20 protein-coding genes and 1 tRNA gene are annotated in these 19,975 nt (G+C 42.8%); 16 read left to right on the forward strand and 5 right to left on the reverse strand.

Annotated elements, in window-relative coordinates:
- Window positions 1–235: 235 nt before the first annotated feature.
- The 16 genes from CHA01nite_RS01125 (at window position 236) to hisIE (ending at window position 14,618) form a co-directional block, all read left to right on the forward strand.
- A tRNA-Ala gene (locus CHA01nite_RS01125) sits at window positions 236–309 on the forward strand.
- 444 nt (window positions 310–753) lie between these two features.
- Window positions 754–1,131 carry a hypothetical protein gene (locus CHA01nite_RS01130; protein ID WP_146939382.1) on the forward strand — a complete coding sequence of 126 codons (378 nt, stop codon included), beginning with the start codon at window positions 754–756 and terminating at the stop codon, window positions 1,129–1,131.
- 139 nt (window positions 1,132–1,270) lie between these two features.
- Window positions 1,271–1,843: a C40 family peptidase gene (locus CHA01nite_RS01135; protein WP_146939383.1), complete on the forward strand. Its 573-nt coding sequence runs from the start codon at window positions 1,271–1,273 to the stop codon at window positions 1,841–1,843.
- Between the two features lie 534 nt (window positions 1,844–2,377).
- Entirely contained in the window at window positions 2,378–3,190 is an 813-nt protein-coding gene (locus CHA01nite_RS01140; RefSeq protein WP_146939384.1) for a 2,3,4,5-tetrahydropyridine-2,6-dicarboxylate N-succinyltransferase, read from the forward strand.
- A gap of 30 nt (window positions 3,191–3,220) precedes the next feature.
- A complete protein-coding gene (locus tag CHA01nite_RS01145; protein ID WP_228458308.1) occupies window positions 3,221–4,387 on the forward strand; it encodes a glycosyltransferase family 87 protein in 1,167 nt (388 codons plus the stop codon).
- A gap of 4 nt (window positions 4,388–4,391) precedes the next feature.
- Entirely contained in the window at window positions 4,392–5,321 is a 930-nt protein-coding gene (locus CHA01nite_RS01150) for a glycosyltransferase family 2 protein (protein ID WP_146939385.1), read from the forward strand.
- Window positions 5,322–6,098, forward strand: coding sequence for a polysaccharide deacetylase family protein (locus tag CHA01nite_RS01155; protein WP_146939386.1), 777 nt, complete (start codon window positions 5,322–5,324; stop codon window positions 6,096–6,098).
- Window positions 6,095–7,189: a glycosyltransferase family 4 protein gene (locus CHA01nite_RS01160; protein WP_146939387.1), complete on the forward strand. Its 1,095-nt coding sequence runs from the start codon at window positions 6,095–6,097 to the stop codon at window positions 7,187–7,189. The genes CHA01nite_RS01155 and CHA01nite_RS01160 overlap by 4 nt, the downstream gene beginning before the upstream one ends.
- 254 nt (window positions 7,190–7,443) lie before the next feature.
- Entirely contained in the window at window positions 7,444–8,301 is an 858-nt protein-coding gene (gene hisG / locus CHA01nite_RS01165; protein WP_146939388.1) for an ATP phosphoribosyltransferase, read from the forward strand.
- Between the two features lies 1 nt (window position 8,302).
- A complete protein-coding gene (gene hisD / locus CHA01nite_RS01170; protein ID WP_146939389.1) occupies window positions 8,303–9,595 on the forward strand; it encodes a histidinol dehydrogenase in 1,293 nt (430 codons plus the stop codon).
- A complete protein-coding gene (hisC, locus tag CHA01nite_RS01175) occupies window positions 9,582–10,610 on the forward strand; it encodes a histidinol-phosphate transaminase (protein ID WP_146939390.1) in 1,029 nt (342 codons plus the stop codon). Before hisD ends, hisC begins: the two co-directional genes overlap by 14 nt.
- On the forward strand, window positions 10,607–11,701 hold the full coding sequence (gene hisB, locus CHA01nite_RS01180) for a bifunctional histidinol-phosphatase/imidazoleglycerol-phosphate dehydratase HisB (protein WP_146939391.1): 1,095 nt from the start codon (window positions 10,607–10,609) through the stop codon (window positions 11,699–11,701). The genes hisC and hisB overlap by 4 nt, the downstream gene beginning before the upstream one ends.
- Window positions 11,701–12,279: an imidazole glycerol phosphate synthase subunit HisH gene (gene hisH, locus CHA01nite_RS01185; protein WP_146939392.1), complete on the forward strand. Its 579-nt coding sequence runs from the start codon at window positions 11,701–11,703 to the stop codon at window positions 12,277–12,279. The genes hisB and hisH overlap by 1 nt, the downstream gene beginning before the upstream one ends.
- 2 nt (window positions 12,280–12,281) lie before the next feature.
- A complete protein-coding gene (hisA, locus tag CHA01nite_RS01190) occupies window positions 12,282–12,995 on the forward strand; it encodes a 1-(5-phosphoribosyl)-5-[(5-phosphoribosylamino)methylideneamino]imidazole-4-carboxamide isomerase (protein ID WP_146939393.1) in 714 nt (237 codons plus the stop codon).
- A gap of 283 nt (window positions 12,996–13,278) precedes the next feature.
- A complete protein-coding gene (gene hisF / locus CHA01nite_RS01195; RefSeq protein WP_146939394.1) occupies window positions 13,279–14,031 on the forward strand; it encodes an imidazole glycerol phosphate synthase subunit HisF in 753 nt (250 codons plus the stop codon).
- Window positions 14,028–14,618: a bifunctional phosphoribosyl-AMP cyclohydrolase/phosphoribosyl-ATP diphosphatase HisIE gene (gene hisIE, locus CHA01nite_RS01200; protein ID WP_146939395.1), complete on the forward strand. Its 591-nt coding sequence runs from the start codon at window positions 14,028–14,030 to the stop codon at window positions 14,616–14,618. Before hisF ends, hisIE begins: the two co-directional genes overlap by 4 nt.
- Before the next feature lie 472 nt (window positions 14,619–15,090).
- Here hisIE and CHA01nite_RS01205 read toward each other — a convergent pair whose 3' ends face one another.
- The 5 genes from CHA01nite_RS01205 to CHA01nite_RS01225 all read right to left on the reverse strand — a co-directional run bounded on the left by CHA01nite_RS01205 (window position 15,091) and on the right by CHA01nite_RS01225 (window position 19,827).
- The gene (locus CHA01nite_RS01205) at window positions 15,091–16,002 is read right to left on the reverse strand and encodes a M28 family metallopeptidase (RefSeq protein ID WP_146939396.1); all 912 of its coding nucleotides are present in this window, start codon (window positions 16,000–16,002) and stop codon (window positions 15,091–15,093) included.
- A 24-nt stretch (window positions 16,003–16,026) separates the two neighbouring features.
- A complete protein-coding gene (locus tag CHA01nite_RS01210) occupies window positions 16,027–17,199 on the reverse strand; it encodes a M20/M25/M40 family metallo-hydrolase (protein WP_146939397.1) in 1,173 nt (390 codons plus the stop codon).
- A gap of 101 nt (window positions 17,200–17,300) precedes the next feature.
- Complete coding sequence (rplT, locus tag CHA01nite_RS01215; protein WP_146939398.1) at window positions 17,301–17,645, reverse strand: 50S ribosomal protein L20; 345 nt, start codon at window positions 17,643–17,645, stop codon at window positions 17,301–17,303.
- A 121-nt stretch (window positions 17,646–17,766) separates the two neighbouring features.
- The gene (rpmI, locus tag CHA01nite_RS01220) at window positions 17,767–17,964 is read right to left on the reverse strand and encodes a 50S ribosomal protein L35 (RefSeq protein WP_076390550.1); all 198 of its coding nucleotides are present in this window, start codon (window positions 17,962–17,964) and stop codon (window positions 17,767–17,769) included.
- A gap of 87 nt (window positions 17,965–18,051) precedes the next feature.
- Complete coding sequence (locus CHA01nite_RS01225; protein ID WP_146939399.1) at window positions 18,052–19,827, reverse strand: DUF8728 domain-containing protein; 1,776 nt, start codon at window positions 19,825–19,827, stop codon at window positions 18,052–18,054.
- Window positions 19,828–19,975 lie beyond the last annotated feature (148 nt).

A 19,975-nucleotide genomic window follows, 5' to 3' on the forward strand; every position in this document is an offset into this window, starting at 1 on the left:
AGTCATTTATGATTCCAAGAGTTTAAACAAAAAAATATTCCCGCCATCCAGACAGGAATATTTAAAGTTCTTTTATTGTTTATTTTTTAACAGTTGATTTTTAATTTTCAACTTTTGTGCCAGAATATATCAGGCTCAGATAATTTTTAATTTTAAAAAAAAATGAAATAAAATTCACGAAGCTATTGCGGGATATACTTTTAATGCTTACTTTTGTACCACTTTAAAATCAGAAGGGGGATTGGCGCAGTTGGCTAGCGCGTTTGACTGGCAGTCAAAAGGTCACGGGTTCGAATCCCGTATTCTCCACAGGGTCAATTTTTACATAATATTTTTGATCAACAAAATTAAAAGCCGTTTCAACACTCTGAAACGGCTTTTTTTTATGATTATACAAATTGAATTGAATGTCTTCAACAATTCAAAATCCCGGAACCGAATGAATAACAAACTCTATAGGCTTTCAGAAACCTCCGGGGATTTATCAGCCGTCAGATTCGGCCATAACTATCCTGATCGGCTGTCAAAGAAGCATGAACGATCAATAATGGTAATATAAAACAAAAAAGCTAGCCGTATACAGTTTATTTTTAATCATTGATCATAAAAATGATATTTAAGCTGACGAAAAGGCAAATAAATCAAATATAAATTCTATATTTGTCACCGTTCAAGGTCTGATTTTTGAGACTTTCGGATACGGCAGGGAGGGATCCCTTGATAATTATTGAAAAAATAATCGACCTATACATTATGAAGAAACTATTTTTACTTTTGTTTACTGCTTTTTTATTTGTAGGCTGCAGCAAAGATGACGATACGATCTACGATTTCATCGGAACCTGGGCCGGAACTTATGAAGGAACCGAAAAAGGAGACTGGAACATCGTTGTGGCAACCGACGGAAAAGTAACAGGAACCATGCATTCCGATCAGACTACCGAAAATTACTATATTTCAGGATATCTGAGTGAGTCAGGTGATTTAAATGCAACCATCGGATCTCCTGAAGACGGAGAGTTCAGAGGGACGCTGACCAGAGAAGATAAAAAAGCCAGCGGAACATGGACCAATGCTGTTCCTGCAACGGTAAGATCCGGCACATGGAAAGGGGCTAAAACTTCGAAGTAAAAGACATTCGTGCTTAAAACATACAGGCTGTCCGGTTCCGGGCAGCTTTTTTTATGATCTTTTTTAAAACCTTTTTTCTCCGATCCCACAAAAACATAATTTGCTTATATTTGTATACAGCGTAAAATTAAAGGAAAGTATGAATGACCGAATCTTTTGCAGAAAACCATCCATCAGGAATTTATGGCTTTTCACCACAGTTTCTTTATTCGCAGTATCATGTGGAAGTTCCAAAAACATATCCGCTAAAAAAAACACCCCGTATAAAAATGTAGCTAAAGCGGAAAACCTCCGCAAGCTGGATTCCCGTTTCGACGGTAAAGTTTCAAAATCCATCAGTGAGCTTCTGAAAGATGCTGAGAAATATCTTGGCGCACCCTATAAATTTGGGGGAAGCACCTCTTCCGGATTCGACTGTTCCGGTTTTGCCTTAAAGGTTTTTGAAGAAAACGACTATAAACTTCCCAGACGATCCGCAGACCAGGCTGAAACGGGCAGCGAAATTGATATCAAAGAAGCAAAGCCGGGAGACCTCCTGTTCTTTGCCACCGCCGGAGGGACCAAAGTTTCCCATGTCGGAATCGTCCATGATATCGGAAACGACGGGGAAGTACGTTTCATCCATGCTTCTACCACAAAAGGCGTCATCATCTCATCACTGAACGAAACTTATTGGAATAAAGCCTATCTGCATGCCAAGAGGGTGTTGTAAGCAAAAGAGCCAGGTATGAATACTTTTCTGAACCATTAAAAAGGATGAAGGTTTTAAGTTGGATTAAGGTAAAATCAAGATTTTATTCAGCTTTTTGCTTGAGCGAAGCCCGAATTTATTTTTCTAAACACCTTAATAAATCTTGATGGTTTATGCCCTTGAATAGCCAGTTAAAAAGTAATAAGAGCAAAATGGCAAACCTGATGAAAATACCGTTTGAACCATTAAGAGAGATGAAGGCTACAGATTCTATTAAGTAAAATCAAGATTTTATTCAGCGGTTTTCTTAAAGCGAACCCCGACACCATTTTTCTAAATATCTTATCAGATCTTAATGGTTTTAATTTACAATACAATAAAGAATCTTTTTTGATCATCTAATCTTTGATTACATTTAATGAGCAAAGGAAAACTTCCGGTATTCATCTTCCATCTTCCAGCCCGTCAACACTCCATCGTTCTTAATCTTAAGCTGAGCCTTTATCTTCGCCCAAACTTTTGTATCTTTGGCGCGAATAATTTTAAAAGAGAAACATGTCTTTACAACAAACTATTGAAAATATCTGGGACAACAGAGAACTATTGCAGAATGAAGACAGCCAGAAAGCCATAAGAGAAGTTATTGCTCTGGTCGATAAGGGAGAACTCCGTACGGCTGAACCTACCGAAAACGGGTGGCAGGTCAACGAATGGGTGAAGAAAGCGGTCGTAATGTATTTCCCGATCCAGAAAATGGAGACCATTGAAGTGGGTCCTTTTGAATTTCATGATAAAATGCCTTTGAAGAGAAACTACGCTGAAAAAGGAGTAAGGGTTGTACCGCATGCTATCGCCAGAGAAGGTGCTTATATCGCGCCGGGAGTTATCCTCATGCCGTCTTATGTAAATATCGGGGCTTATGTGGATTCCGGAACGATGGTGGATACCTGGGCAACGGTAGGAAGCTGCGCACAGATCGGTAAAAACGTTCACCTGAGCGGTGGCGTGGGAATCGGTGGGGTGCTGGAACCCCTTCAGGCTGCTCCGGTCATTATCGAGGACGATTGTTTCGTAGGTTCCAGATGTATCGTTGTTGAAGGCGTGCATGTTGAAAGAGAAGCGGTTTTAGGCGCCAACGTGGTGTTGACGGCCTCAACAAAAATCATCGACGTAACCGGTGATACTCCGGTAGAAATCAAAGGAAGGGTACCGGCAAGATCGGTAGTAATCCCGGGAAGCTACACCAAAACATTCCCCGCTGGTGAATATCAGGTTCCATGTGCGTTGATTATCGGTAAAAGAAAGGAATCCACCGACAAGAAAACGTCTTTGAATGATGCGCTGAGAGAGAATAATGTTGCTGTTTAAGATCACCGTTTTAAACTAAAACCACTTGTCTTGAAAGAAAAATTTCTTAAAATACTTTTAAACCCCAAATCTGTTTTTGGGGTTTATTTGATGATCGCTGTGATAACAGCCGTTTCCAAATATCTGAGAGGGAATTCCATCAACAATTATCTCATCTTTAAGAATGTATTTTTTAATACCCTTCACGAAAGAAATCTCTATCTGCAGTATCCGGATCTATATCAGGATTCAAATCATTACGGGATCTTTTTCAGCCTGCTGATTGCTCCTTTTGCATTGATGCCGGACTGGCTCGGGATCTGCCTCTGGAATGTGGCTAATACTTCAATTTTTCTCTACGCCATCTATAAGCTGCCTTTTTCAGATCCCAAAAAAGCACTGTTTGCACTATTCTGTCTGCAGGAGTACATTACCTCGTCCCTGTATTTTCAGTTTAATATCGCGTTGGTTGCTCTTCTGATCTTAGGTGCCATTTATATTTACGAGAACAAGGAAAAGAATGCTGCGGCGGCCATGATGGTCGGCTTTTTCGTGAAAATTTACGGGATCGTCGGATTGACGCAGTTTTTCTTCATTAAAAATAAATTTAAATACGTTTTGTCGGCCGCAGTTATCGGTATATTGTTTTTTGCGATTCCGATGCTGTATTCAAGTCCCGGATTTGTTGTACAAAGCTATGCAGACTGGTTCCAGTCCCTGGCTGAAAAGAACGGACAGAATCAGGGATTGACTTCCTATCAGGATATATCTTTAATGGGCTTTGTAAGAAGAATCGTAGGTGATGCGTCGATTTCCAACCTTACTTTCCTGGCCTTCGGATTACCGCTTTTTGCCGTACCGTATATCCGGATCAAACAGTATAAAAACTATGCATTCCAGCTGATGATCCTGGCTTCCTCACTGCTGTTCCTGGTGCTGTTCAGTTCAAGCTCGGAATCTCCGACGTACATCATTGCCGTAGTCGGCGTGATGGTTTGGTTTTTCCTCCAGAAAAAAAGGACACCTTTAATCATTGGCTTCCTGGTTTTCGTTATTGTTTTAACGTGTTTTTCCACTTCGGATCTCTTCCCGAAATTTGTAAGGGAAAATTATATCATCAAATACTCTCTGAAAGCCGTACCTTGTATTGTTGTCTGGTTCAGGGTGATTTATGAGCTGCTGACAAAAGATTTCGATAAAGATTATAGCCTGAACTGAGCCTATGAAGAAAATTTCAATTGTAATCCCTGCCCATAACGAAGAAGGAAATGTAGCGCTGGTCCATCAGAAAATTAAAGAGGTTTTTGACGGACTGCCCCATTATGACTTCGAAATTATTTTTGTAAACGACGGCAGCAGGGATAATACCCAGGAAAAACTGGAGGCGCTGTCCGCTAAATACCCGCAGGTAAAATTCATCGAGTTCTCAAGGAACTTCGGTCATCAGCCGGCCGTAAAAGCAGGGATCGATCTCGCCTATGGAAATGCAGTGATCTCCATGGACGGCGATCTCCAGCATCCTCCCGAAATGATTCCGGAGATGATCAGGAAATGGGAAGAGGGCTACGACATCGTTTTTACCATCCGGAAATACCCGAAGCAGATTTCTTATTTTAAAAGAAAAACCTCCGACTTTTTCTACAAAATCCTATCCGGTCTTTCCGACGTTAATTTAACCAAAGGCGGCGGTTCGGATTTCAGGCTGATGGATGCCAATGCCGTCGAGGTGATGCGAAACCTGAATGAAGACGATCTCTTCCTGCGCGGATTGACCAGCTGGATGGGCTTTAAGCAGACGGGAATCGAGTTTACGGCTCATGAAAGACTGTCCGGGGAAAGCAGCTACAACCTAAAAAAAATGATTACTTTCGCTTTTACGGGGATTACCGCTTTCAGTGTAAAACCATTGTATATTGCAGCTTATCTCGGCTTTCTTTTTTCAGGATTCTCCGTGCTGGGTTACGGAATTTACGTGCTTTACTCATTTATTGCCAAAACGGAAATTTCCGGCTGGGCCTCGCTGATCATGACGATTGTTTTCTTCGGAGGGTTACAGCTGATCATTTTGGGGATTATCGGAATTTATTTAGGTAAAATATTCAAGCAGGTTAAAGAACGACCGAACTACATCATCAAAAACAAAAACTTTTAAATGGTTTTATTAAGTTTTGACATCGAGGAATTCGATATGCCGTTGGAATACAAAGGGCAGATTCCTTTCGAAAGACAGATTTCAATTTCACAGACCGGCCTTGAGCGGACTTTGAATCTGCTTAAAAAACATCAGGTAAAAGCCACCTTCTTCTCAACCGTGGTCTTTGCGGAAAACAGCAGGGCCCTAATTGAAAGATTACTGAGCGAAGGCCACGAACTGGCCTCCCATACCTGGTTTCACTCTGAATTTGAGGAAAAGCATTTAAAGGAATCAAAAGACCGTCTGGAAGAACTGTTCTCTGCAAAAGTAACCGGATTGCGGATGCCAAGAATGATGCCCGTGAGCAAGAATGCTGTCGAAGATGCGGGATACGCTTACAATTCGTCGGTTAATCCTACCTTCCTGCCGGGAAGATACAACAACCTCAAAGTGTCGAGGACCTATTTCAAAGAAGGGAAAGTGACCCAGATCCCGGCTTCGGTTTCACCCAATTTCAGGATTCCTTTATTCTGGTTGAGCTTTCATAATTTCCCGTTGGCCTTCTACAAAAAGCTGGCTTCCGATACCCTGAAGAAAGACGGCTATCTCAACATCTATTTCCATCCGTGGGAATTTGCCGGGATTAAGGAAGAAGCCTTCAGATTACCGGGTTTCACCGTAAAAAATTCAGGAGACGACATGGTCAGGAGGTTTGGCGATTTCGTTTCATGGCTAAAAAATAAAAACCATACCTTTGGCACCTTCCAGGAATTTCAAAAACAGATAGAATCATGAAGATAGCCTATGATGCCAAAAGATTTTTCCACAACACCTCGGGACTGGGCAACTATTCCCGCGACCTGGTGAGAATACTGTCCCGGTATTTTCCGGAGAACGAATATCTTCTTCTGAACAAAAACAAGTCGGAGCGGGGTGCGGACATTTTAGAGCGTGCCGGTGTCCGGTTTGTGGAAACCTCAAAAGGACAGATGTCACGGCAGTTTAAAATGGGAAAAGATGCCCAAAGGACAGGAGCGGATATCTTTCACGGACTGTCCGGCGAACTTCCGCTGCGATGGGATCAAAAACCAATCAAAAAGGCATTGACCATCCACGATCTGATCTTCGTCCGGTATCCGCAGTATTATTCATTTTTCGACCGGAAAATCCACTTCTGGAAATTCAGGAAGGCAGCCGGATCAGCTGACCGGATTATTGCCATTTCGGAACAGACCAAACGCGACATCGTTCAGTTTTTAAAAGTGCCCGAATCCAGAGTGGAAGTGATTTACCAGGGCTGCCACCAGGCGTTTAAAGAACAGCAGTCCGACGGATTTATTGCTGAAACAAAAGAAAAATTCAGGCTTCCGGAGAGGTTTATTCTGAATGTCGGTACCATTGAAGAACGCAAAAACCTGTTGAATGTGGTCAGGGCTTTAAAAGATACCGGAATCCCGCTTGTGGTGGTCGGTAAAAAGACAAAATACTTCAAAAAAGTAGAACGTTTTATTCAGCAGAACAAAATTGAAGTGCAGTTTCTCGAAGGCGTTTCCATGGATGAGCTGGCCGTGCTGTACAAACTGGCGGAAATCTTCATTTATCCCAGCTTTTTCGAGGGATTCGGGATCCCGGTGATTGAAGCCCTGTTTTCCGGAACGGTGGTCATTACCAGCAATACCAGCTGTCTTCCCGAAGCCGGCGGCCCGGATTCAATGTACATCGATCCCGGAAATCCGCTTGATATCGCGGCAAAAATTAAATTTTTATGGGAGAATAAAGCCGAGCGGAAACGCCGTGCCGATAAGGGGTTCAGCTTTGTTCAGAAGTTCAGCGACGAACCGATTGCCCGGCAGCTGATGGACTTTTATGAAAAAATTATTTCTTAAAATTCTTGCAGGTTTAAAAATAAGCCCTACATTTGTACCCTAATTCATCAACAATGAAACCGAATTTTTTAACCGTACATCATTATCATCATCATCTCTGCTAAGACGGAAACTGATTGATATGTTACGAAGTTAAAAATCAAAATAAGAAAAACCGTCTGAGTAAACAGGCGGTTTTTTGTTTCTGAATTCTTCCCGGGCAATTTGTTTCAATAAACCATTTCTTTTTACTCAGGCACAGCAAAAGTGAAACAATGAGTAAATTAAAAATTGCCATACAGAAAAGCGGAAGGCTCTACGAAGAATCGCTTCAGCTGCTTAAAGACTGCGGCATCTTCATCAACAACGGCAAAGACCAGCTGAAAGTTTCCGTAGACAATTTCCCGATGGAAATCATGTACCTCCGCAACTCCGATATTCCCCAGTATCTTGAGGACGGAGTGGTGGATATCGCCATCGTCGGGGAAAACCTTCTGGTGGAAAAACAGAAAAATATCGGGATCATACAGTCTTTGGGATTCTCAAAATGCAGGGTGTCTCTGGCCATTCCGAAAGAGATCGAAACCGACGACATTAACTATTTCCAGGGCAAAAAAATCGCTACTTCCTATCCGAATACCCTGAACCGGTTCCTGCAGGAAAACAACATTTCATCCGAAATCCACTTCATTTCCGGTTCGGTGGAAATCGCCCCGAATATCGGGTTGGCTGACGGGATCTGCGACATTGTAAGTTCCGGTAGCACCCTGTTTAAAAACGGGTTGCGGGAAACCGTTACGCTCATGAAGTCGGAAGCCGTTCTTGCTAAAAACCCTTCATTAAACGGGGAAAAAACAGCGATTCTGGAAAAATTCCTGTTTAGGATAAAAGCCGTTTTAAAAGCAAAAAATTCAAAATATATTCTGATGAACGTTCCGAACGATAAAATCGAACTGATCTCCAAAACGCTTCCGGTGCTGAAGAGCCCGACCGTTATTCCGCTGGCCGAAGAAGGGTGGAGCAGCATACACTCGGTGATTGATGAAGAACGCTTCTGGGAAGTGATTGATGAGCTAAAGGAAAAAGGCGCCCAGGACATCCTGATTATTCCAATTGATAAAATGGTGATTTAGTATGAGACTCAATACATATCCTCAAAAAAAAAGCTGGTCCGAACTGGTAAAACGACCGGTTTTGAAAAGAGAAAAACTTACGGAAACCATTACTGAAATTTTTGATGAAGTCTCAAAGAACGGTGACAATGCCTTGATTGAATTCAACAGAAAATTCGATAATGCTGAAGTTGAAACCATCAAAGTTTCCCAAAAAGAAGTAATTGAAGCCGAAAGTTTGGTTGGAGACGCTTTAAAATCAGCCATTCGGCAGGCAAAAGAGAATATTGCCAAATTCCATGCCTCGCAGGTTCCGCAGACGGAAAAGATTGAAACGGTGAAAGGTGTCCTTTGCTGGCGTGAAAACCGGGCGATCGGGAAAGTGGGAATTTATATCCCGGGAGGGACGGCACCGCTGTTTTCTACGGTTCTGATGCTGGCGATACCGGCTCAGCTGGCGGGTTGTACAGAAATTGTCCTGTGTACCCCTCCCGATAAAGAAGGAAAGATCAATCCTGCCATTTTATATGCGGCAAAGCTTTGCGGAGTTACTGAAATATTCAGGACCGGCGGTGCACAGGCCATTGCAGCCATGACCCTCGGAACGGAAAGTATTCCTGCGGTGTATAAAATTTTCGGTCCCGGCAATCAGTACGTGGTTGCTGCAAAAGAATTTGCCCAGAATTATAAGGTAGCCATCGATATGCCAGCCGGACCCAGCGAAGTGCTGATTATTGCCGACGAAGAGGCTGTTCCGGCATTCTGTGCGGCCGATCTGCTTTCCCAGGCGGAACACGGCAGCGACAGCCAGGTGGTTTTCCTGACAACCGATGAAAAGGTCCTGGAAGAAACGGTGAGAGAGACGGAAAAGCAACTGGCCGTTCTTCCCAGAAATGAAATGGCGGCGGAAGCTTTGAGAAACAGCCACTTCATCCTGATGGAAACCCTGGACGAAGCATTGGAATTCAGCAACCAATACGCTCCGGAACACCTGATTTTAGCCATGGAAAATGCAGAACAGTACATTTCCCGAATAGAGAATGCAGGTTCTGTTTTCTTGGGCAATTATTCCTGCGAAAGTGCCGGGGATTATGCCAGCGGAACCAACCATACCCTTCCGACCAACGGTTTTGCAAAGAATTACAGCGGGGTATCTCTGGACAGCTTTGTAAAGAAAATTACCTTTCAGAATTTATCGGAAGAAGGATTAAGAAATTTAGGTAAAACAATAGAGATCATGGCAGAAGCGGAAGGTTTATCCGCTCACAAAAATGCCGTGAGCATTCGCTTAAAAGAACAAAATGAAAGACTTTAACATCAACAGCTTCGTACGTAAAAATATCCTGGATCTTCAGCCTTACCTCAGTTTCAGGGACCTGAATGAATTTAAAAACCCGGTGTTCCTGGACGCAAACGAAAGCGCTTCCGGTGAACTGAACCGCTATCCGGATTCGACTCAAAAAAAGCTAAAGCAGAAATTATCCGGGTTAAAAGGAATTCCTGCAGATCAGATTGCCGTCGGAAACGGCAGTGATGAATTAATTGATCTGATTATTAAAGTATTCTGCGAACCTAAAGAAGATGCCATTCTTATGATGAATCCTTCGTTTGCGATGTACGGATTTTATGCTTCGGTGAACGGCAATAAGGTCCTGCTGCTCGACCTTGATGAAAATTTCAAGATCAATAAAGATGAATTTTTAAGAACAGCAAATGAAAATCAATCCAAGGTTTTCTTTCTCTGCTCACCAAACAACCCGACCGGAAATTCGGTGGAAGACATTGAATTCTACATCCGGAATTTTAACGGAATTGTCGTCGTTGATGAAGCGTATATCGAATTTTCGGATAACAGGTCCTGTATCAGCCTGCTGGACAAATATCCCAACCTTATCGTGCTTCAGACGTTTTCCAAGGCTTGGGGAATGGCCGGCGCAAGGGTAGGGACCGCTTATTCATCAGCAGAAATCATAGCCCTGATCAACACGGTTAAGGCTCCGTACAACGTTAATTGTTTAAGTTTAAGTAAGATCATGGAAGCCATTGATCAAAAGGATTTTGCAGAGCAGAATATAAAAAACACTTTAGCAGAAATGTCCTGGCTGGATGAGGAGCTGCAACAGCTGAAAGCGGTAAAAAAAATATATCCGAGCGACGCCAATTTCTTTCTGACGGAATTTGAGGAGGTAGAAAAAGTATATGCGAAACTACTGGAAAACGAAATCCTGACCAGCAAAAGAAGCCCTAAAATTCCCGGCTGCATCAGGATCAATGCCGGAAGCCGTGAAGAAAATATCCGTTTAATTGAAACCTTAAAAACCATAATATGAAAAAAGTATTGTTTATCGACCGTGACGGAACATTAATTGTAGAGCCGCCGATGGATTATCAGGTAGATTCGCTGGAAAAGCTGGAGTTTTATCCCGGTGTTTTCCGTAATCTTTCCGCCATCGCCAAAGAACTGGATTTCGAACTGGTGATGGTGACCAATCAGGACGGACTGGGAACGGACAGCTTTCCTTTTGAAGACTTTGTAAAGCCGCAGGAAAAAATGCTGAAGGCTTTCGAAAATGAGGGCATTGTCTTCAGCGATATTTTGATCGATAAAAGTTTTGAGCATGAAAACCTGCCGACCCGGAAGCCGGGAACCGGAATGATGGCAAAATACATCTACGGAGATTACGATCTTAGCAATTCATTCGTAATCGGCGACCGTCTGACGGATGTCCAACTGGCTAAAAACCTGGGTACACAGGCTATTCTGATCGGTGATTCGGCGAATGAGGATGCAGTTCTGACAACGGTGAACTGGCAGGATGTCTACCGGTATCTGAAACAGATTGCACGGAAAGGAAAAGTATCACGAAAAACCAATGAAACCGCGATTAAAGTGGAAGTAAACCTCGATGGCAGCGGAAAGTCGGAGATTTCAACCGGGCTTCATTTCTTCGACCACATGCTGGAACAGATTTCAAGACACGGCAATCTCGACCTTAAAATTAAAGTGGATGGCGATTTGCAGGTCGATGAGCACCATACGATAGAGGACACCGGAATTGTACTGGGTGAAGCTTTTTTAAAAGCACTGGGAAAGAAAAAAGGAATCGAACGTTACGGATTTCTGCTTCCGATGGATGACTGCCTGGCGCAGGTGGCTCTTGACTTCGGAGGACGTCCGTGGCTGGTCTGGGAAGCTGATTTCAGAAGGGAAAAGATCGGTGATGTCCCGACGGAAATGTTTTACCATTTTTTCAAGTCGTTCACCGATTCTGCCAAATGCAATCTCAACATCAAAGCGGAAGGCGATAACGAACACCACAAGATCGAATCCGTTTTCAAAGCCTTTGCCAAAGCTATTAAAATGGCGGTCAACCGCTCCGACCTGAATTTCAACCTGCCCTCAACCAAAGGAAGCTTATAATGATTGCCATCATAAAATACAACGGCGGAAATGTGAATTCCGTACAGAACGCAGTCCGCAGATTAAATGCCGACTCCATCATCACCGATGATTTCAACATCATCCGGAATGCCAATAAAGTAATTTTTCCCGGCGTCGGAGAAGCATCATCCACCATGGAAAACCTGAAAGAAAAAGGCCTCGACCTGCTGATTCCTTCATTGACACAGCCTGTCCTGGGAATCTGCCTGGGGATGCAGCTGATGTGCGGCGGCAATGAGGAAGGAAATACCAGAGGCATGGGAATTTTCGACATCAGCGTAAAAAGATTCCCGGCAGAAGATATTGTTCCCCACATGGGCTGGAATACGGTTTCAAAGTTGAAATCCGACCTGTTTTCAGGAATTGAGGAAAACAGCGATGTCTATTTTGTACACAGCTATTATTGTGAGCCGTCGGAATTTACTACTTCCGTCTGCGATTACATCCTGCCTTTCAGTGCTTCCCTGCAGAAAGACAACTTTTACGCGATGCAGTTTCACCCGGAAAAGTCGGGAACGGTCGGAAGCCGGCTGTTGGAGAACTTTTTAAAACTTTAAAAATGAAAATTATTCCTGCCATCGATATCATCGACGGAAAATGTGTCCGTCTCTCAAAAGGTGATTACGGAACAAAAAAAATATACAATGAAAACCCGGTGGAAGTGGCCAAAGAATTTGAAAGCCATGGCATCCGGTACCTTCACCTGGTAGATCTGGACGGTGCGAAATCGAAACATATCGTCAACCACAAAATGCTGGAAAATATCGCGAGGGAAACCGGTCTTGCCATAGACTTCGGAGGTGGCCTGAAAACCCTGGAAGACATTGAAACGGCTTTTAACTGCGGAGCAAAGCAAATCACCATCGGAAGCATTGCCGTACAGGATCCCGGATTCTGTTTCCAGCTGATTGAAAAGTACGGCCCTGAAAAGATCATTCTGGGTGCCGACTGTGAAAACCGGAAAATCAAAACGTCCGGCTGGCTGAAAGAAAGTAAGCTGGATGTCATCGATTTTATCCTGCAGTATTGGAAGAAGGGGATCGCACATGTGATTTGTACCGATATTGCCAAAGACGGGATGCTGCAGGGTGCCTCCGGAGAACTGTACTCGGAGATTTTAAACAGAACAGAAATTAATTTGGTGGCAAGCGGCGGCATTTCGTGTATGGAAGACGTCTACGAGATGGAAAAAATCGGGTGCTCCGGAACCATCATCGGAAAAGCGATCTACGAAGGGAGAATTTCTTTAAAACAGTTACAGGATTTTATTTAAACATACAAAGTCACGAAAGCTTTTTGACACATGAGTCACATGAGATTTTTAGATGAAAGCTTTGTGCATATTTTAGAATACATGAGATTAAAAATCAAAGATTTTTTGTTTCGCATACTAGTTTTAGAGATATGATGTGCACGCTTATTTGCTGTCCGGTGGCTGAGCGTAGCCGAAACCCTATCATCTGTGAAGATCGGTGCGATCCGCGGGAACTAATTTGGTCGGGATCCGTCAAAATAAAACCATAAACCCTGAACCAGAAACTTTAAACTATTTAAAAATGCTAAAAAAAAGAATCATCCCCTGTCTTGATATAAAAAACGGAACCACCGTTAAAGGAATCAATTTTGAAGGATTACGGGATGCAGGGGATCCTGTTGAGCTGGCGAAGCGTTACGAAAAAGAGGGCGCCGATGAGCTTGTTTTCCTGGACATTACTGCCACAATCGAGGAAAGGAAAACCTTTGCTGAGCTGGTGCAGAAGATTTCCCGGGAACTCAGCATTCCTTTTACAGTTGGCGGCGGTATTTCAACGGTGGACGACGTAAGGAAACTGCTGGAAGCAGGAGCGGATAAAATCAGTATCAATTCGTCTGCCGTAAAAAATCCGACTTTAATTTCGGATATTGCAGGGCAATTCGGAAGCCAGTGCGTAGTGGTAGCCATAGATACCCGCTGCGCAGACGGTTCGGATTACGTACACATCAAAGGCGGCCGGGAACGTACCGTACTGAAAACAGTGGATTGGGCAAAGCAGGCGGAAGTATTGGGGGCTGGTGAAATCTTACTGACCTCCATGGATGGCGACGGTACCAAAAACGGATTCGATATCCGGATCACCAGGCTGGTTGCCGAAAATATAAATATCCCGGTAATCGCTTCCGGAGGTGCCGGTAAACCGGAAGATTTTGAAGAAGTCTTTACCCTGACGAAAGCTACGGCCGCTTTGGCAGCCAGCATTTTCCATTTCGGCGAAGTCGGGATCCGGGACCTGAAAAATAATTTAACCTTAAAAAATATTGCCGTACGATGAATATTGATTTTAATAAAAGCCAGGACGGTCTGGTACCGGTAGTGGTGCAGGACGACAGAACACTGCAGGTCCTGATGCTCGGCTACATGAATGAAGAAGCCTTTGAAAAAACAAATCAGGAAAAAGTAGTTACTTTTTTCAGCCGATCGAAGAACAGACTCTGGACAAAGGGCGAAGAATCCGGAAATTTCCTGACGGTAAAAAGCATAGCGGTCGATTGCGATCAGGACACGGTTTTGATAAAAGTAGTTCCTGAAAATGTAGTCTGCCACACCGGAAGCTTCAGCTGTTTCGGGGATAAGGATTCCAAAGGGTTCCTCTATGAACTGGAAGAAAAAATCAGCAGGAGGATTGACGGAAAAGCAGAAGGCTCTTATACCTATTCCTTATTTCAGAGAGGCATTAATAAAATGGCCCAGAAGGTAGGAGAGGAAGCCGTAGAATTGGTTATCGAAGCCAAAGATGATAATGATGACCTGTTCAAAAACGAGGCGGCAGACCTGCTGTACCACTTTTTGATTTTACTCAAAGCAAAGAATTTTTCGCTTCAGGATACCGAAGAAATTCTTATGTCACGAAACAGATGAGGCACTGCTTTCTTATTTAACGTGAACTCGAAGAAGAAACTGGATTAAGCGGCTGGAAGAGGGGTGCCGGATGCCGGAAGTTTCTCTGGTCAAAAACAGGATCTAAAATCCTGATCATCAAACTAAATATTTCAGTATTTCATCAGAGAGAATGCCAATTTATTCCTGAATAAATAACCTTGGTATTAATTTTTCAGCCGTGGTCAAATTTTTTTAAAGTCCTGAAGTGACGGCTTGGTACAGGATAGGATAAAATCCTTTCAGAAGCGTGAACCGTTTATTTTTTCTACCAGGATGAGTGATATCCAAAATCCCGACTGAATCTTCTCATCTTATTTTTGAATTGAATAATCGACTGGATATGATGTCAATACGGTCGAATTCGCATAATTTAAGTAAATTGGAGGTAGAAGCAATAAAGTAAAAGCCAGTCGGTATCGATTGGCTTTTATCATTAAATGAATTTAAACTTTTATTTGTCGGATGCACCTGCAAAATGCTGAAGGGCACCCAAGGTGGCTTTTCCAATATTATAGACATACCGCACATCCGTATTGGCAAAAGTATCATCTCGGGTATGCGGAAGATCACTCCTGATGTATTCGAAAAAGCCGGTAATCACTTCTCCCTTTTTCTCAAAAGAAATATAATCGCTGTGTTCCGCCGGATCGATTTCCGCCTTCAACGGAGAATACAATTTGGTACATTTCATCAGCTCAAGGGTGGCTCTGGTGGACGCTTCATTGTTTTTCGAGGTTCCGTCCTGGTCTTCATCACAGAATACCGTATCATTGAACATGCCTTTTTTACCACCGACCTGATCAAGATTCAGAACCATCTTAATTTCAATATTCCGCTGTTTTCCGGTGTAAGCCACTTCATTGGCGTAATGCCTGCTGCCGTACAATCCCTGTTCTTCCCCGGAGAAATGGATGAATTTTATGGAGTAATCTGTTGGAACATCCTTTAATATCCTTGCCGCTTCCAGGATAATTGAAGTCCCGCTTCCGTTGTCATTGACGCCCGGACCGTTGATGCTGTCAAAATGACCGCAGATAATAATATGCTGATCAGGATTTACCGTTCCCTTTTTGGTAATAATCAGATTATTGGATTTCTTTTTACCGATGGAAAAGGGATCTTCACTAATCTGATCTGCAGTATAACCATAAGAAAGATACTGCTCCCGGATCCATTGCAGGGCATTATCGTTTTCCGGCGATCCCGTTGTTTTGACGCCCAGCTTTTCGAAGGATTTAAGGTTTGCCGTTATACGATCGATAGACACCAGGTTTGCGCGGTCCTGATATTTCCGGATAAATTCCTGTGCGTCAGAAGAGGTAAGCCCGAATATACATAGGGCAGTGGTTATCAGTTTTTTCATGGGTCGGCCTTCGTTTCTGATTGATTATTTCGCAATGATTACTTTTCGCATAGCCGTTTTTCCATCTGATTTTAAGGTGACGAGATAAGTACCGTCTATGAGTCCTGAAACATTTATCTTCGTTTCATTTTGTCTGTTTAAAATCAACCGGCCGCTCATATCGGAAAGTTCCAGATTGAAATTTTTAACGGTTTCCGGAACTTCTACCTGCAGATAATCTTTGGCAGGATTCGGGTAGACTTTTATTGATTCCAAAGGATTCTGTCTTATTTCATCGGCAGCCAGTAAGCTTGAAGATGCAGTGGCAAAATACTGTAAAGCACCTACCGCCGCTTTTCCGACATTATATACATAGGTAGGGTCTACATTGGCAAAAGTATCGTTTGCCGTATGTTCATTGTTGCTTCTTACATTTTCATAAAACCCGGTAATGATGTCTCCTTTCTGCTCAAATGGAACGTAATCTGAAGAATAGGCATTTGACATTACCGTCTGCAAAGGTGAATAAAGTCCGGTACAGGTGGCAAGCTGCTGCGTAAAGCTCAACGACTGGGCATTGTTGGAACTGAGTCCTGCCTGATCACTTTCGCACTTAATGGCATCGTTGATGTTGCCCAGCTTTCCTCCTACCTGATCGATATTGAAAACCACCCGGGTACTAAACTGACGGACATTGTTCTGGAACAGGACATTGTCGGCATAATGGCCGCTTCCCTGCATTCCCTGTTCTTCTCCTGAAAAATGGATGAATTTAATCGAGTATTCGGTTGGTATATCTTTCAGGATCCTGGCCGCTTCAAGAAGGATTGCTGTTCCGCTGCCGTTATCACTTACCCCAGGGCCGACAATGGTATCGTAATGTCCGCAGATAATAACATATATATTAGGATACAGCGTGCCTGTTTTGGTAATGATTAAATTTTTCGAGCTCACATTTCCGAATGTAAAAGCATCCTCCGTAATCTGGCTGGCGGTATAACCGTAAGACTGGTATTTTGCCTTCAGCCAGTTCAGGGTATTGGTATTGGCTGCTGAACCGGTAGTCTTTACGCCAAGATTCTGGAAATCCTGCAGCATGCTTGTAATATTGGTTTGTGAAACCTGGTCGGCCCTGTTTTTATAAGCCTGGACAAAACTTTGTGCCTGAAGGCCGTATGCTGATAAAGAAATGAGCAGTAGTGTGGATATTTGTTTCACCGGTGAAGAAAATTTTACAGATTTTATAATGAGCAAATGTAGATAATAAAAAAATCCTGAGCAAAAAACCCAGGATTTATATTGATAACAAAAATTTTACATTATTTTACTTGATCTACAACTGCTTGGAAAGCTTCAGGGTGATTCATTGCTAAATCGGCCAAAACTTTTCTGTTAAGCTCAATGTTGTTCTTTTTAAGAGCTCCCATAAATTGAGAGTAAGACATTCCGTGCTGTCTGGCTCCCGCATTGATACGGGTGATCCAAAGGGCTCTGAAATTTCTTTTCTTCTCTTTTCTGCCACGGTAAGCATATTGCATTGCTTTTTCTACCGCGTTTTTAGCTACCGTCCAAACGTTCTTTCTTCTTCCGAAATAACCTTTAGCGTGCTTGAAAATTTTCTTTCTTCTAGCTCTTGAAGCTACCGAATTTACTGATCTAGGCATAATTTAAATTGTTTTTTTGAAATGGGCGGTAATGGTGACATTACACTTGGAGGCTCCAGTTCAGGGTTAAAATGTTGAATTTGTTTTGAATTCTTATAAACCGGATATGGATTTATAAAAACTACTTAATGGCTAATTGACGAAGTACGCTTTTCTCGTCCACAGCAGCAACGTAAGAAGTCGTCGTAAGATTTCTCTTTTGTTTCGTTTCTTTCTTTGTTAAGATGTGGCTTTTGTAAGCATTCTTTCTTTTGATCTTACCGGAACCGGTAAGAGCAAAACGTTTCTTAGCACCTGATTTCGTTTTTAATTTTGGCATTGTCTTGCTTTTTATGGTTTTGTTATCAATATCTGTATCTGGCTTCCGGTAACTCCCGGAAATAATAGGGTGCAAAATTACAAAAAATTATTCATATTTCCTGTGTAATTCCAGGCTTTCTAAAAATAATTCATTTTCCGGACGAATCGTGATGGTGATGCTATTTTTACCATACCGGATTTCCGGATCCGGCGAAAATAAAATTCCAGGAGATTTGTGCAGTTCCCACTTTTCAGAATCCGGATTCTGAAGAGAGAGGGTATACCGCTTTCCTTTCTGTAAATGCTTTACAAGATTTCCGTTTCGGTCAAAAACACTTTCATCATCTGAAACGGTACTCATCAGATAGGCAGGAATAATCATCAGATGATCCCTTTTTACAATACCGGTATTTTTTCCGTATTTATTAAAATATAAGATATGACTGTCATTATTCCGTCTCGCCAGAACCTTCACATAGTTGTTCTTAAAAACCGGATTGATTTTCATCTGTTCCCCGATATTGAACTGCGGCTCAACCCCCATGTGATAAATAATGATATCCGGATTTCTTCCAAGAACGTATCCGGCGTCCCCAAGTTCATGAGCCAAGGCTCCGGTGCCGAAATTCTCCGGGGGATGGCGTGGCGTATAATAATCATTGAGGCCCAGCATATCGATAGCCGGCAATTCGGAAGCGTAAGGAATACATCCCGCTGCCGTTACTGCCACCACCGTGGTTTTGGGAAATGAGTTTTTCAGGGTTTCCCCCAGTTTCAGCCCACGGAATTCCCAGCGTTCCCCGATGGCATATTCGTTGGCGGGAACCAGGAGCTGTATATAAGCATTGATGAAAAGCAAAATAACAAATCCTGTACGAAGGCTTTTTGTTTTAAGGCGGATCTGCAGATCGTCCAGACTGAAAATAACGGCGAATATCAGTATAATCAGGATCACATAATAATGGCGGAAAGCAGGGAAAATATCACCGCCTACCAGAACTACATAGGCAGTCCAGGCTACAGCATTCAATAACAGATAAACGGCGAAGGGATTTTTTTTCCTGTACACCAGATGAAACAATCCGTACATCCCCAAGGCAGATAATATTAAGGTACCGGTAAATGCTTTCAGGATGTAAAACCCGCCCCGCAGTACATGGTGCACCGTAACCTTTACTTTTACCAATGCCGTATTCGGAACCAGTTCGCCGTAAAAGCTATAGCGGAAAACAAACTGCCCCAGCAAAAACAGAGCAGGTACAACGGCAACAACAAAAAAGACTTTAACAAGATCGCTTCTGCTTTTCCTGAAAAAGAAGCATAGAAAGAGAGCCGTAACTATTGTAAACAGGAAACCGTCGGGTCTTGTGATGGCCAACAGTCCCAGCCACAACGACAGCAAATACATCCTGCCGGGATTTTTATCATTGATGATTTTTGATACTTCGGTTAAAGCAAGGGTAAGGAGAAAAATATATAAAGGCTGTTCCAGTCCGCCGATGGCCCAGACCGTAAAGCAGGGAGTGGTTACCAGCAGAAAAACGGCCGAAAAAACATATTCTTTTTTAATATTTATCGTTTTAAAATAGGAAAGCACCACAGCCAGGGTTCCGACGGAACAGAAGATGCCCAAAATTCTGGCGGCGAGGATCAGGTCGATCCCCAGTTTTCCTGAAAAAGAAATAAGCAGGATCCACAACAGATTGGAATACCCTTCCACAGGGTGCCCGTCATTCCAGGTAAGCCCTTTGCCTTCAATGAAACGCTGTGCATACCGCAGCGAGATCAGGCTGTCATCAGACAGAAAAGGGTAGTGGTAATAACAGCCCAGCAAAAAAATAATCAGGATGAATACAAAAAAGGAATAATATCCTGCCTTCATGAAACCGAGTTAAAATAAACTTCTTAAGCCCTTTAAGAATAAATGCAAAATAACAAAAAATAAAAAAGTAAAGAACCATGATCTTTCGTAAAGTTCAAATAAGAAAACCGCCCCAATCATGAGGCGGTTTCAGCTGATATGTTTTATC

It is taken from the genome of Chryseobacterium hagamense (assembly GCF_007991455.1).
Classification (GTDB): Bacteria; Bacteroidota; Bacteroidia; order Flavobacteriales; family Weeksellaceae; genus Chryseobacterium; species Chryseobacterium hagamense.